Annotated in this window: 11 protein-coding genes; all 11 read left to right on the plus strand. The window is 75.8% G+C overall.

The genetic code is table 11. The features are described from left to right. The first annotated feature begins 138 nt into the window (after positions 1–138). The 11 genes from O7633_RS27615 (at position 139) to gatA (ending at position 13,951) form a co-directional block, all read left to right on the plus strand. Positions 139–972, plus strand: a complete 834-nt coding sequence (locus O7633_RS27615) for a DUF4397 domain-containing protein (protein ID WP_282324489.1) — start codon at positions 139–141, stop codon at positions 970–972. Beyond that, positions 969–1,634 (plus strand): class F sortase, encoded by a 666-nt coding sequence (locus O7633_RS27620; RefSeq protein WP_278132779.1) that lies wholly within the window; start codon positions 969–971, stop codon positions 1,632–1,634. Before O7633_RS27615 ends, O7633_RS27620 begins: the two co-directional genes overlap by 4 nt. A gap of 88 nt (positions 1,635–1,722) precedes the next feature. Then, entirely contained in the window at positions 1,723–2,898 is a 1,176-nt protein-coding gene (locus O7633_RS27625; protein WP_282324490.1) for a cysteine desulfurase family protein, read from the plus strand. 70 nt (positions 2,899–2,968) lie between these two features. Then, positions 2,969–4,042, plus strand: coding sequence for a tRNA 2-thiouridine(34) synthase MnmA (gene mnmA / locus O7633_RS27630; protein ID WP_278132783.1), 1,074 nt, complete (start codon positions 2,969–2,971; stop codon positions 4,040–4,042). A gap of 126 nt (positions 4,043–4,168) precedes the next feature. Further along, positions 4,169–5,173, plus strand: a complete 1,005-nt coding sequence (locus O7633_RS27635) for a methionine synthase (protein ID WP_278132785.1) — start codon at positions 4,169–4,171, stop codon at positions 5,171–5,173. A gap of 36 nt (positions 5,174–5,209) precedes the next feature. After that, the gene (locus O7633_RS27640; protein WP_282324491.1) at positions 5,210–5,578 is read left to right on the plus strand and encodes a VOC family protein; all 369 of its coding nucleotides are present in this window, start codon (positions 5,210–5,212) and stop codon (positions 5,576–5,578) included. 49 nt (positions 5,579–5,627) lie between these two features. After that, entirely contained in the window at positions 5,628–6,641 is a 1,014-nt protein-coding gene (locus O7633_RS27645) for an ADP-ribosylglycohydrolase family protein (protein WP_282324492.1), read from the plus strand. 654 nt (positions 6,642–7,295) lie between these two features. Then, on the plus strand, positions 7,296–9,431 hold the full coding sequence (gene ligA, locus O7633_RS27650) for an NAD-dependent DNA ligase LigA (RefSeq protein ID WP_282328661.1): 2,136 nt from the start codon (positions 7,296–7,298) through the stop codon (positions 9,429–9,431). Positions 9,432–9,621: 190 nt separating this feature from the next. Continuing rightward, positions 9,622–12,021 carry an EAL domain-containing protein gene (locus tag O7633_RS27655; RefSeq protein WP_282324493.1) on the plus strand — a complete coding sequence of 800 codons (2,400 nt, stop codon included), beginning with the start codon at positions 9,622–9,624 and terminating at the stop codon, positions 12,019–12,021. Between the two features lie 152 nt (positions 12,022–12,173). Continuing rightward, positions 12,174–12,479, plus strand: coding sequence for an Asp-tRNA(Asn)/Glu-tRNA(Gln) amidotransferase subunit GatC (gene gatC, locus O7633_RS27660; RefSeq protein WP_007075103.1), 306 nt, complete (start codon positions 12,174–12,176; stop codon positions 12,477–12,479). Beyond that, positions 12,476–13,951: an Asp-tRNA(Asn)/Glu-tRNA(Gln) amidotransferase subunit GatA gene (gatA, locus tag O7633_RS27665; protein WP_282324494.1), complete on the plus strand. Its 1,476-nt coding sequence runs from the start codon at positions 12,476–12,478 to the stop codon at positions 13,949–13,951. Before gatC ends, gatA begins: the two co-directional genes overlap by 4 nt. Positions 13,952–13,963: the final 12 nt, after the last annotated feature.

The raw sequence follows: 13,963 nt of genomic DNA on the forward strand, positions 1-13,963 counted from the left end.
TCGCCGGGGACCGCCGCGGATGCGCCGGGCGGAAAGAAAAAGAAGTCGTCGGAGGGCGCATCCGGGGCGGCGGGAGCCGGCGTAACCCGTTCTGCACACCAGGCCTGACGAACCAGCACGAACCACCAGGAGGCAGACATGCAGCTCTCGTACTTCCGTCGGGTCGCCGCGGGCGGCGCGGTCGCCGCGCTGGCCTTCGCCGGCGCCGGCGCGCTCACCGCCACGCCGGCCTACGCCGCCACCAGCAAGGTCTCCGTCGTGCACGGCATCCCCGACACCCCCGTCGACGTGTACGTCAACGGCAGGAAGACCCTCGACAACTTCAAGCCCGGCGACGTGGCCGGCCCGCTCGACCTGGAGCAGGGCGCGTACGACATCGCCCTGACCAAGCCCGGCGAGGCGCTCGACAAGGCGATCCTCACCGTCGACGACGCCGAGGTGCCGGGCGGGGCGAACATCAGCCTCGCCGCACACCTCGACGAGGCGGGCAAGCCCAAGATCACGCCGTTCGTCAACGACACCGCCAAGGTCGACGCCGGCAAGGCCCGGCTGATCGTCCGGCACACCGCCGCCGCCCCGGCCGTGGACGTGCGGGCCGGCGGAAAGCCCGTCTTCGAGGACCTGACCAACCCGAACGAGTCGAAGGCCGACGTCGACGCCGGCACGGTCTCCGCCGACGTGGTGCTCGCCGGCACCGACACCGTGGCGATCGGCCCCGCCGACCTCGACCTGAAGGAGGGCACCGCCACCATCGTCTACGCGATCGGCTCCGCCGAGGCCAAGAACCTCGACCTGGTGGCGCAGACGATCACCGGCCTGCACTCCGCCCCGGGCGGCGTGCCCAGCGGCACCGGCGGCCAGGCCGGCACCGGCGTGCAGACCTGGTGGTACGTGCTGGCCGGCGCCGGCGTCCTGCTGCTGGTCGGCGGCGGCGTCCGGGTCGCCGCCACGGCCCGGACGTCCCGCCGGTGACGGTGCGCGACCGCGGCGCGCTGGCGGCGCTGGCCGCCGGCGCTGCCGCGCTCACCGTCGCCGCCGTGGTCGCCTGCGGCGCGCAGCCCGCCGAGGACGTCGGCGCGGACGACGCGGCGGCCCTGGCCGTGGCCACCGGATCGCCGGCCGCGAGCGCCCCCGGTGGCCCGTCGGTGCCGGTCACGGCCGGCGAGCTGCCCGCCGGCGACGCGACCGTGCCGCCGGTGCGGCTGCGCATCCCGGCGATCGGCGTCACCGCCCGCGTCGACCCGGTCGGGGTCAACCCGCGCACCGACGAGTTCGAGGTCCCGCCCAGCGTGGACCGGATCGGCTGGTACCGGTACGGCCCCGGCCTGTCCGCCGACGCCGGGTCGGTGGTGATCGCCGGCCACGTGGACAGCGCCGAACAGGGCAGGGGGGCGTTCTTCCGGCTGCGGGAGCTGGACCGGGGCGACACCGTCACCGCCACCGGCGGCGACGGGACGACGCGCGAGTACCGGGTCGTCGCCCGCGAGGAGTACGCCAAGACGAAGATCCCGCTGGACCGGTACTTCGCCCGCGACGGCAGCCCCCGGCTCACGCTGATCACCTGCGGCGGCCCGTTCGACCCGCAGACCCGTCGTTACCGGGACAACATCGTCGTCACCGCCGTCCCGGTGTGAGGGTTCCGCCCCGGAGGCCGCCCCGCCCCAGGGCGGGGCGGCCTCCGGGGTCGGGCGGGGGCGGGGCCGGTCAGTAGGCTGAACGGCGATGGCATACCTGGATCACGCGGCGACGACTCCGATGCTCGACGAGGCACTGGAGGCGTACGTGGCCGCCGCTCGCGACGTCGGCAACGCGTCGTCACTGCACGCGGCGGGCCGCCGCGCCCGCCGCCGGGTCGAAGAGTCCCGCGAGCGGGTGGCCGCCGCGCTGGGCGCCCGCCCCTCCGAGGTGATCTTCACGGGCGGCGGGACGGAGAGCGACAACCTGGCGGTCAAGGGCATCTTCTGGGCCCGCCGGGCCGCCTCCCCGGCCCGCCGCCGGGTGGTCTCCAGCGCCGTCGAGCACCACGCGGTCCTCGACGCGGTCGACTGGCTGGCCGGGCACGAGGACGCCGAGGTGGGCTGGCTCCCGGTGGACCCCGCCGGCCGGCTCGACCCGGAGGCGCTGCGCGCCGAGCTGGCCGAGCACGGCGACGCCGTCGCCGTGGTCACCGCGATGTGGGCCAACAACGAGGTCGGCACCCTCCAGCCCGTGACGGCGCTGGCCGCCGTGGCCGCCGAGCACGGGGTGCCGTTCCACACCGACGCGATCCAGGCGGTCGGCCAGGTGCCCGTCGACTTCGCCGCCAGCGGCGTCTCCGCGCTGACGGTCACCGGGCACAAGCTCGGCGGCCCGGCGGGGGTGGGCGCGCTGCTGCTCGCCCGCGACGTCGCGGCCACCCCGCTGCTGCACGGCGGCGGCCAGGAACGCGACGTGCGCTCCGGCACCCTCGACACCGCCGGCATCGTCGCCTTCGCGGTCGCCGTCGAGGCGGCGGTGAAGGGCCAGCAGGAGTACGCGGCCCGCGTCGCCGCCCTCCGCGACGACCTCGTGCGGCGGGTCCGGCACGCCGTGCCCGAGGTCGTCTTCAACGGCGACCCCGACGACCGGCTGCCCGGCAACGCGCACTTCTCCTTCCCCGGCTGCGAGGGCGACGCGCTGCTGCTGCTGCTCGACGCCCAGGGCATCGCCTGCTCCACGGGCTCGGCCTGCTCGGCCGGGGTGGCCCAGCCCTCGCACGTGCTGATCGCGATGGGCGCCGACGACGACCGGGCCCGCTCCTCGCTGCGCTTCAGCCTCGGCCACACCAGCGGCCAGGCCGACGTCGACGCGCTCGTGGCGGCCCTGCCGGCGGCGGTGGAGCGGGCCCGCCGCGCCGCCGCCCTGCGCGCGCCCCGCTGACCGCGCCCGCTGCCCCGGGGCCGCCGCGCCGGGCCCGGTACGCTCGGAGCGGGGAAGGGAGCGTGACGGGGTGAGGGTGTTGGCGGCCATGTCCGGCGGGGTCGACTCCGCCGTGGCGGCGGCGCGGGCCGTGGAGGCCGGGCACGACGTCACCGGCGTGCACCTGGCGCTCGCCCGCAACCCGCAGACCTACCGCACCGGGGCGCGCGGGTGCTGCACGCTGGAGGACTCGCGGGACGCCCGCCGCGCCGCCGACGTGCTCGGCATCCCGTTCTACGTGTGGGACATGGCCGACCGGTTCCACGCCGACGTGGTCGACGACTTCGTCGCCGAGTACGCGGCCGGCCGCACCCCCAACCCCTGCCTGCGCTGCAACGAGAAGATCAAGTTCGCGGCGGTGCTGGACCGGGCCGTGGCGCTGGGCTTCGACGCGGTGGTCACCGGCCACCACGCCCGGCTCGGCCCCGACGGGCTGCTGCGCCGCAGCGTCGACGCGGCCAAGGACCAGTCGTACGTGCTCGCGGTGCTGACCCGCGCCCAGCTCGACCGGTCGGTCTTCCCGCTCGGCGACTCGACCAAGGCCCAGGTCCGCGAGGAGGCGGCCCGGCGCGGCCTGGCCGTCGCCGACAAGCCCGACTCGCACGACATCTGCTTCATCGCCGACGGCGACACCCGGGGCTTCCTCGCCGGCCGGCTCGGCGAGGCGCCGGGCCAGGTGGTCGACGCGCTCACCGGAGCGGTGGTCGGCAGCCACACCGGCGCGTACGCGTACACGGTGGGGCAGCGCCGCGGCCTGCACCTGGACCGGCCCGCCCCCGACGGCCGTCCCCGCTACGTGCTCTCCATCACCCCGAAGACCAACACCGTCACCGTCGGCCCGGCCGAGGCGCTGGAGGTCTCCACGGTGCGCGCCGAGCGTCCCGTGTGGACCGGCGGCGAGCGCCCCGACGGGCCGATCGAGTGCGAGGTGCAGCTGCGCGCCCACGGCGACGTGGTCCCCGCCACGGTCGAGCTGACCGGCGACACGCTGCACGCCGAGCTGCGCCGCCCGGTGCGCGGCGTCGCCGCCGGCCAGGCCGTCGTCGCGTACCGGCCGGACCCGGCCGGCGACGTGGTGCTCGGCTCGGCCACCATCGCCGGCTGACGCGCCGCCCGACTCGACCGGCGTCGCGGGCGCGGTGCACAGCTGTGCGACCAGCGCCGCGGGCGCGGTGCCCGGTCGTGCGACCATCGCCGCGTGCCGCCGGCCGCCGACCGGTACCCTTCGCCCGTGACAGCTAGCGCGTGGCCCTGGCCCCTCGGCGCGGCGACCGGCATCGGCTCGCTGCCCGGCACCGACATCGCCGAGGCGCAGCGGATCGTCCTCGGGGAGCTGCCCGCCCTGCCCCACCTGCCCGAGCTGCCGGCGCGCGGCCCCGGGGCGGACCTGATCGGCCGCACCGGCGGCCTGCTGGTCGAGCTGCCCGTCGAGCTGTACGCGGCCCGCTGGCGGGTCGCCCCCCGCCCGGGGCGGGACCTGCGCCGGGCCCGGGACCTGATGGAACGCGACCTCGACCAGCTCGCCGAGCAGGCCGAGGAGTACGCCGGCCCGGTCAAGGTGCAGGCCGCCGGCCCCTACACCCTGGCCGCCGGCATCGACCTGCCGATCGGCGGCCGGATGCTGCGCGACCCGGGCGCGGTGCGGGACCTCGCCGGCTCCCTCGCCGAGGGGCTGCGCGCCCACCTCGCGGCGGTCGCCCGCCGGCTGCCCCGCGCCTCGGTGCTGCTCCAGCTCGACGAGCCGTCCCTGCCGACCGTGCTGGCCGGGCGGGTGCCCACCGAGAGCGGCTTCGGCACCTACCGGCCGGTGCCGCAGTCCGACGCGGCGGACCTGCTGCGCGCGGTGGTCGAGGCCGTCGGCGTGCCGGTCGTGGTGCACTGCTGCGCGCCGGACGTCCCGCTGGAGCTGATCCGCTCGGCCGGCGCGGCGGCGGTCGCGCTCGACCTCGCCCTGGTGCAGGACCTGGACCCGCTCGGCGAGGCGATCGACGCCGGGCTCGGGCTGCTGGCCGGCGCCGCACCGGCCACCCCGCCGCCCGGCGGTCGCGCGCCGACCTCCGCCCAGGTCGCCGACCGGGTACGCCAGCTCTGGGACCGCCTCGGCTTCCCGCGTCGCCGGCTGCCCGAGCAGGTGGTGGTCACCCCCGCCTGCGGCCTGGCCGGGGCCACGCCGCAGCACGTCCGGGCGGTGCTCGCGGCGTGCCGGGACGCGGGCCGGCGACTCGCCGAGGACTGAGGTTTCCTGTCGCACCCCGCGGGCAGGATGAGGCACATGATCGGTCAACTGCGTAGCACGGTCGTCGACTGCCCCGACCCGCGTGCCCTCGCGGCGTTCTACGCCGAGCTGCTGGGCCTGCCGCTGGCGGAGGGTGACTCCGACGGCGACGAGTGGGTGGTCCTCGGCGGCCCGGTGGGGCAGCACCCCCGGCTCGCCTTCCAGAAGGCCCCCGACCTGCGCCCGCCGACCTGGCCCGACCCGGAGCGGCCGCAGCAGCTCCACCTCGACGTCACCGTCACCGACATCGAGGCGGCCGAGCGGGCGGTGCTGGCGCTGGGCGCGCGCCGGCTCGACGGCGAGGGGGAGGGGTTCCGGGTCTACGCCGACCCGGCCGGCCACCCGTTCTGCCTCTGCTGGGACTGACCGGCCCCGGCTGTGTCCCGCCACATGGCGGGGACCGCCGGGGCGCGGCATGATCACACGGGTGATCGACTCCTCGCTCCGGCGGGCCTCCGGCTCGCTGCTCGGCCTGGCCTACGGTGACGCGCTGGGCCGCCCGACCGAGTTCCTGACCGTCGCCGAGATCCACCGCCGCTACGGCCCGTCCGGCCCCCGGGAGCTGGTGGGCGACCCGGCGCTGGTCACCGACGACACCCAGATGGCGCTCGCGGTGGGCTGGGCGCTGCACGACGCGCCCGCGTACACCCCGGCGGCGGTCGAGCCGCTGCTGCGCGAGCGCTTCCTGGCCTGGGCGGTCAGCCCCGACAACAACCGCGCGCCGGGCATGACCTGCCTGCGGGCCTGCGCGGAGCTGTCCCGGGGGGTGCGCTGGCAGGAGGCGACCGTGGCCGGCTCGAAGGGCTGCGGGGCCAACATGCGGGTCACCCCGGTCGGGCTGCTCGCCGTCGACCTGGACACCCTGGCCGGCCTCGCCCAGCTCCAGGCGGGCCTGACCCACGGCCACCCGACCGGGCTGGCCGCGAGCGAGCTGACGGCGTACGCGGTGCGCCTGCTGCGCGACGGCGCGGCGCTGGCCGAGCTGCCGGCGCTGCTCACCGACCGGGCCCGGGAGCAGCGCCGGGTCTACCGGTCGGACTGGCTCGGCGACCTGTGGCAGCGCCCCGGCGTCGACTCGCCGCCGGAGTTCATCGCCCGGGGCTGGGACGAGTGCCTGGGCGCGCTGGGCCGCCTGACCACCACCCTGACCCGTCCCGACGACGGCGACGACCCCTGCCGGCGTACCGGCGAGGGGTGGGTGGCCGAGGAGGCGCTGGCGACCGCGTTGCTCTGCGCGCTGTGGCACGCCGACGACCCGGTCGGCGCGCTGGCGCGCGGCGCGACCACCGCCGGCGACTCCGACTCCATCGCGGCCCTGGCCGGCGCGTTCGTCGGCGCGGCGTACGGCCTGCCGGCCTGGCCGACCGACTGGGCCGCCCGCATCGAGTACGCCGACCAGCTCGCCGCCCTCGCCGCCGGACTCGACTGACCGCTCCCCGGCCGACTGCCTCCCGCGCCCCGACTACTCTCTTCCCCTGCCTGCCCTCGACCCGCCCCCCGAGCCCGCGGCGGGCCGAGGGCGGATGACTGCTGCCGGCACATAGGGAGCTGAGTCGAATACGACATCAGCGCCCTGCGCGGCAGCCCGGCTACGGGCGGCGACACGCTCTGCGGTGCGCCAGCAGCCCGGCGGCGTTGTGGCGGTAGGGCCGTGGGGCGATGTGGCGGCCTGAACGCGCTGCTCGCGTTGCCCCAGTTGAGGCGGGTCGGCGCAGGCTGGAGGCCGCAGGTCGACCCGCACACGCGATGCCGACTCGTTGCCGGTCGGAGCGTATCGGACACGGTGCGGCGTTCCGGGGAGACGCAGCGACAGGGCAGGCTGTGTGCCGAAGCCAGCGATGATCGTCTGCTGATTTCGGAGACGGGCGTCGGCGTGTCGTCTCCGAAATCAGCAGACGATCATGGCCGGGTGGCCGGTGGGGGGTGATGTCGTTGGTGATTCAGCTGCCTAGGCACCGCAACTGCCCAACCTCCCTCGCGTGACGTGGGCTGCGCCGCCCAGGCCGCGGATTGTCCCACCGTCCCGATACGGTGCGGGGGTAGCGTGAACAGGGAGGTCGACGCGGTGTCCGAAGCCGGCAACATGTCCGAGGAAGCCGTTCCACAGCAGGTGAGCCCGGCGCAGGAGGCGGCGGCGGGCCCCGAGCCGACCCCCGAGGCGCGGGAGCGGCACGCCACCCTCAGCCAGGAGCTGACCGAACACCAGTACCGCTACTACGTGCTGGACGCCCCCACCGTCTCCGACGCCGACTTCGACCGGCAGCTGCGTGAGCTGGAGGCCCTGGAGGCCGAGTTCCCCGCCCTGCGCACCCCCGACTCGCCGACCCAGCGGGTCGGCGGCACCTTCTCCACCGACTTCACGCCGGTCACCCACGCCGAGCGGATGCTCTCGCTCGACAACGCGTTCGCCGACGAGGAGCTGGCGGCCTGGGCCGAGCGGGTGGAGCGGGACGCGGGCGGCCCGGTGCCCTACCTCTGCGAGCTCAAGGTCGACGGGCTGGCGATCAACCTCACCTACGAGAAGGGCCGGCTGGTCCGGGCCGCCACCCGGGGCGACGGGCGCACCGGCGAGGACGTCACGGCCAACGTCCGCAGCATCCGCGACGTGCCGGCCCGGCTGACGCCGTCCGACGAGTTTCCCGAGGTGCCCGAGTTCGTCGAGGTGCGCGGCGAGATCTACTTCCCGATCGCCGGCTTCGCCGACCTCAACGCGAGCCTCGTCGAGCAGGGCAAGGCGCCCTTCGCCAACCCGCGCAACGCCGCCGCCGGCAGCCTGCGGCAGAAGGACCCCCGGGTCACGGCGTCCCGGCCGCTGCGGCTGGTGGTGCACGGCATCGGCGCCCGGCGCGGCTACACGCCGACCGCGCAGTCCGAGTCCTATGCGGCGCTGCGCGCGTGGGGGCTGCCCACCAGCGACCGCTGGCGGGTCGTGCCCGACCTGGCCGGCGTCGCCGGGTTCATCGCCTACTACGCCGAGCACCGGCACGACGTCGAGCACGAGATCGACGGGGTCGTGGTCAAGGTGGACCCGGTCTCCATCCAGGGCCGGCTCGGCTCGACCAGCCGGGCCCCCCGCTGGGCGATCGCCTTCAAATACCCGCCGGAGGAGGTCAACACCAAGCTGCTCGACATCGCCGTCAACGTCGGGCGCACCGGCCGGGTCACGCCCTACGCGATCCTGGAGCCGGTCCTGGTCGCCGGGTCCACGGTGGCCCAGGCCACCCTGCACAACGCGCACGAGGTCGAGCGCAAGGGGGTGCTCATCGGCGACACGGTGGTGATCCGCAAGGCCGGCGACGTGATCCCCGAGGTGCTCGGCCCGGTGGTCGACCTGCGCCCCGCCGACGCCAGGCGGTTCGAGATGCCGGCGGACTGCCCTTCCTGCGGCACCGCCCTGCGCCCGGAGAAGGAGGCGGACGTCGACATCCGCTGCCCCAACAGCCGAAGCTGCCCCGCGCAGCTGCGCGAGCGGGTGTTCCACCTGGCCGGCCGGGGCGCGTTCGACATCGAGGTGCTCGGCTACAAGGGCGCGGCGGCGCTGCTCGACGCGCAGGTCATCACCGACGAGGGCGACCTGTTCGGCCTCGACGCGCAGCAGCTGGCCCGGTCGCCGTTCTTCGTCAACAAGGACGGCAGCCTCGGCAGCAACGCCACCAAGCTCCTCGACAACCTCGCCGTGGCCCGGGAACGCGACCTGTGGCGGGTGCTGGTCGGGCTCTCCATCCGGCACGTCGGCCCGACCGCCGCCCAGGCCCTCGCCCGGCACTTCCGGTCGATGGCGGCGATCCAGGCCGCCAGCGAGGAGGAGCTCTCCTCGGTCGACGGCGTGGGCCCGACGATCGCGGCCAGCATCGTCGAGTGGTTCACCGTCGACTGGCACCGCGAGGTGGTGCGCAAGTGGGCCGAGGCGGGCGTACGGATGGCCGAGGAGGCCGTCGACGAGGGGCCGCGCCCGCTGGAGGGGCTCACGGTCGTGGTGACCGGCACCCTCGGCGGGTTCTCCCGCGACCAGGCCGCCGAGGCGATCCAGGCCCGGGGCGGCAAGGTCACCGGCTCGGTCTCCAAGAAGACCGGCTTCGTGGTGGTGGGCGACAACCCGGGCTCCAAGGCCGACAAGGCGGCCACCCTGAAGGTGCCGGTGCTCGACGAGGACGGCTTCCGGGTCCTGCTCGACCAGGGGCCGGACGCGGCCCGGGAGGTGGCCCGGGTCGGCGAGTGACCCGAGCGGGAGCGCGGCGGCCCGCGACGGGCGGCCGCTCGTACACCTTGACCGGACCTGGCCGCGTATACCAAGTTAGTTACGACTAGGACCGATTCGCGGCTGTCATCTCTGAAAAGCGGCACCCAGAGCGTTTCATGGTGGTCACGGCGGGCGCAGGGCCCGTCGTGACCGCTGCCCGGGAGGTGCGATGGAGGCCGCCGATCCGCGAAACTCCGTCCCGCCGGGGCGGGCGACGTCCTTCTTCGGCTTCGTCGCCGCCGTCGCCGCGCTGGCGGCGCTGCTCACCGTCGGGCCGCTGGCCGCGCTGGCGGGCCGGCTCGACGAGCTGCCGGCGGCGTTCTGGACGATGGCGGCGCTCGCCGTCGTCTGCGACGCGCGGCCGTTCGTGCCGCCCGGGCGGCGGCAGTCGTCGGCGGTCTTCCCGTCCACCTGCTTCACCTTCGCGATCCTGCTCGGCTGGGGGCTCGGGCCCGCGGTGGCCGTGCAGACCGTGGCGGTGGTCGTCTCCGGCTGGCGGATGGGGCACGCCGGATGGCGCTCCGGCTTCAACGCCGCCCAGTACGCATGCGCCCTCGCCGCCGCCTCGGCGGTCACCGCGCTCGGGCCGGGGAGCATCTTCGCCGGCGGGCGGCTGCGCGCGGTCGACGTGCTCGCGGTGGGCGGGGCGACCGCCGTCTGGTTCGCGGTCAACTACGGCCTGGTCAGCACCGCCATCCGGCTGCGCTTCGCGGACCGCTGGTGGCCCGGCGTCCGGTCCGGCCTGGGCTACGAGCTGATCTCCACCGGGTCGCTGCTGCTGCTCGCCCCCGTGCTGGTGGCCGCCGCCCGGGCCAGCGCCGCGCTGATCCCGCTGGTGCTGGTGCCGCTGTTCGCGGTGTACCGGATGGCCCGGCTCGCCGCCGAGCAGGAACAACTCGGCGCGCTCGACCCGCTCACCGGCCTGCCCAACCGCAAGGCGCTGCTGGCCGAGGTCGCCGAGCAGGTCCACCTGCACGCCGAGCGGTCCGCGCGCAACGAACCGGACGCCCACCTCGCGCTGCTGCTGATCGACCTGGACCGGTTCAAGAACGTCAACGACGCGCTCGGCCACGCCGTCGGCGACCGCCTGCTGATCGAGGTCAGCGCCCGGCTGGCCGGCGCGGTGGGGGAGCGGGACCTGCTCGCCCGCCTCGGCGGGGACGAGTTCGCCATCGTCAGCACCGGCCTGGCCGGCGTGGACGCCGCCCGCGCCACGGCCGAGCGGCTGGTCGCCGCGCTCGCCGAGCCGGTGTCGCTGGACGGGCTGCCGCTGGACGTCGGCGGCTCCATCGGCATCGCCCTGTATCCCGAACACGGCGAGGACTTCGCCACCCTGATGCGCCACGCCGACGTCGCCATGTACGACGCCAAGCACCGCAACGACACCATCGCCGTCTACGCCGCCGAGTCCGACCACAACTCGGCCGAGCGGCTGGGGCTCCTGGCCGACCTGCGGCGCGTACTCGAGGCGGGGCCGGCCGGGGCGGCGGAGCGCGACGCGCCGGTCGGTGCGCGCGGCGGCGACGGGGCCGCGCTGCCGGCGGCCCTCCCCGCGGCGGCGGGCGGCCCGGTCGACGCGGGGCGGCCGACGCCCGCCGGGCCGGGCCGGTGGCGGGCCCGCCGGCACCGGCAACGCGCGGAGCCGGACCACCCCGACGACCTGATCAACCGGATCGTCACCGCCGCCGACCCGATCCGCCGGCGCTCCGCCGGGCCCGACGCCGAGCCGGGCGGGGCGGACGCCGTGGGGCCGGCGCCGCAGGCCGGGCCGGCGTGCGGCGACGTCGAGGGCGTCGGGCGGATCACCATGTACTACCAGCCGCAGGTCGCCATCGCCACGGGCGAGGTGGTGGGCGTCGAGGCGCTGCTGCGCTGGCGGCACCCGCGCCGGGGCATGGTCGACCCGGAGGAGCTGATCCGGGTCGCCGAGCAGAGCGCCGTGATGCGGCTGCTCACCCGCCGGGTCGTCGACGACGTGGTGGAGCAGTTGGCCAAGTGGGCGGCGGCCGGGATCACCCTGCGGGCCGCGCTCAACGTCAGCGTCCGGGACCTGCACACCGGCGAGATCGCCGACCAGATCGCCGACCGGCTGGCCCGCTACGGCGTCCGGCCCGACCGGCTGCAACTGGAGATCACCGAGGGCGCGCTGATGGCCGACCCCCGGCGGGTGCTGGCCACCATCTCGCGGCTGCACGCCATCGGGGTGGCCATCGCCCTGGACGACTTCGGCACCGGCTACTCCAGCATGCAGCACCTGCGCCGGCTGCCCCTGTCGGAGGTCAAGGTGGACCGGTCGTTCGTGCTCGGGATGGCCGACGACGCCGACGACGCCGCGATCGTCCGGTCGATGATCGAGCTGGCCGGGGCGCTCGGGCTGCGGGTCGTCGCCGAGGGCGTCGAGGACGAGCGCACCTGGCGGCTGCTGCACGCCGCCGGCTGCGACGTGGCGCAGGGCTGGTTCTACGCCCGCCCGATGCCCGCCGGGGAGCTGACCGACTGGCTGGCCCGCTACCGGCCGCTGCGGCCGGCGGCCCGCGAGGCGGAGAGCCGCCCCCCGCAGGCCCGCTGACCCCGCCACCGCGCCGGCCGCGGGGGGAGTCGGGGACGCCCGGCCCGTGCCGGGCAATAGACTCGCTGCGGTCACCGCGCGTCATCGTCGTTGCCGGCGCGCGGCCGGCCACCGCCAGATGCAGCAGGACAGACAGCCAGAAGGGGGCACTGATGGCCGCCATCTCCCGCGAGGAGGTCGCGCACCTGGCGCGACTGTCGCGGCTCGCCGTCACGGAGGAGGAGCTGGACACCTTCGCCGGCCAGCTCGACACGATCCTCCAGGCGGTCGCCCAGGTCGGCGAGGTCGCCGCGGCGGACATTCCGCCGACGTCCCACTCCGTGCCGTTGACCAACGTGCTGCGTGAGGACGTGGTGGTGCCCGGCCTGACCCCGGCCGAGGCCCTGTCGGGCGCGCCCGACGCCGAGGAGCAGCGGTTCCGCGTCCCGCGGATCCTGGACGAGGATGTGGCGTCATGACCGACCTGACCAAGCTGACCGCCGTCGAGCTCGCCGGCCTCGTCGCCGACGGCCAGACCTCGGCGGTCGAGGTGACCCGGGCCCACCTGGACCGCATCGCCGCCGTCGACGACCGGGTCAACGCCTTCCTGCACGTCGACGCCGACGGCGCGCTCGCCGCCGCCCGCGCCGTCGACGAGCGCCGGGCCGCCGGCGAGGAGCTCGGCCCGCTCGCGGGCGTGCCGGTCGCCGTCAAGGACGTGCTCACCACCAAGGGCGTGCCGACCACCGTCGGGTCGAAGATCCTCGAAGGCTGGCGTCCGCCCTACGACGCGACGATCGTGCAGCGGCTGCGCGCCGCCGGGACGGTGCTGCTCGGCAAGACCAACATGGACGAGTTCGCGATGGGCTCCTCCACGGAATACTCGGCGTACGGGCCGACCCGCAACCCGTGGGACACCGACCGCATCCCCGGCGGCTCCGGTGGCGGCAGCGCCGCCGCGCTCGCCGCGTACGAGGCGCCCCTGGCCATCGGCTCGGACACCGGCGGCTCGATCCGCCAGCCGGGCGCGGTCACCGGCACCGTCGGCGCGAAGCCGACCTACGGCGGCACCTCCCGCTACGGCCTGGTGGCGTTCTCGTCCTCGCTGGACACCCCCGGCCCGTGCGCGCGTACGGTGCTCGACGCGGCGCTGCTGCACGCGGCCATCGGCGGCCACGACCCGCGCGACTCCACCTCCATCCCGCAGCCGGTGCCCGACGTGGTGGCCGCCGCCCGGCTCGGCGCGACCGGCGACCTGACCGGCGTGAAGCTGGGCGTGGTCACCGAGTTCTCCGGCGAGGGCGCGGAGCCGGGCGTCGCGGCGGCGTTCCGCGACTCCGTCGACGCCCTGGCCAAGCTCGGCGCGGAGATCGTCGAGGTGTCCTGCCCCCACTTCAAGTACGCGCTGCCGGCGTACTACCTGATCGCCCCGAGCGAGTGCTCCTCGAACCTGGCCCGCTTCGACGGCGTCCGGTTCGGGCTGCGCGAGGGCGACGACGGCAACCGGTCCCTCGAAGAGGTCATGTCGCTGACCCGGGACGCCGGCTTCGGCCCCGAGGTCAAGCGCCGGATCATGCTCGGCACGTACGCGCTCTCCTCGGGCTACTACGACGCCTACTACGGGCAGGCGCAGAAGGTCCGCACGCTGATCACCCGCGACTTCACGGCCGCGTTCGAGCGGGTCGACGCGCTGATCTCGCCGACCACCCCGTTCGTGGCGTTCCCGATCGGCGCGCGCACCTCCGACCCGTACCAGATGTACCTGGCCGACCTGTACACGATCCCCACCAACCTGTACGGCGGGCCGGGCATCTCGGTGCCGTGCGGGCTCTCCGAGGGGCTGCCCGTCGGCCTCCAGGTCATGGCCCCGACGATGGCCGACGACCGGATGTACCGGGTCGCCGCCGCGCTGGAGTCCGCGGTCGGCACGTTCACCCCACCGGCACTGTGAGGCAGGAGCACC

This window comes from Micromonospora sp. WMMD712 (assembly GCF_029581295.1).
Classification (GTDB): domain Bacteria; phylum Actinomycetota; class Actinomycetes; order Mycobacteriales; family Micromonosporaceae; genus Micromonospora; species Micromonospora carbonacea.

Coding starts and splice junctions, on each gene's coding strand:
- O7633_RS27615 (WP_282324489.1), top strand. CDS start 139: ATGCAGCTCTCGTACTTCCGTCGGGTCGCCGCGGGCGGCGCGGTCGCC.
- O7633_RS27625 (WP_282324490.1), top strand. CDS start 1,723: ATGGCATACCTGGATCACGCGGCGACGACTCCGATGCTCGACGAGGCA.
- O7633_RS27640 (WP_282324491.1), top strand. CDS start 5,210: ATGATCGGTCAACTGCGTAGCACGGTCGTCGACTGCCCCGACCCGCGT.
- O7633_RS27645 (WP_282324492.1), top strand. CDS start 5,628: ATGATCACACGGGTGATCGACTCCTCGCTCCGGCGGGCCTCCGGCTCG.
- ligA (WP_282328661.1), top strand. CDS start 7,296: ATGTCCGAGGAAGCCGTTCCACAGCAGGTGAGCCCGGCGCAGGAGGCG.
- O7633_RS27655 (WP_282324493.1), top strand. CDS start 9,622: ATGGAGGCCGCCGATCCGCGAAACTCCGTCCCGCCGGGGCGGGCGACG.
- gatC (WP_007075103.1), top strand. CDS start 12,174: ATGGCCGCCATCTCCCGCGAGGAGGTCGCGCACCTGGCGCGACTGTCG.
- gatA (WP_282324494.1), top strand. CDS start 12,476: ATGACCGACCTGACCAAGCTGACCGCCGTCGAGCTCGCCGGCCTCGTC.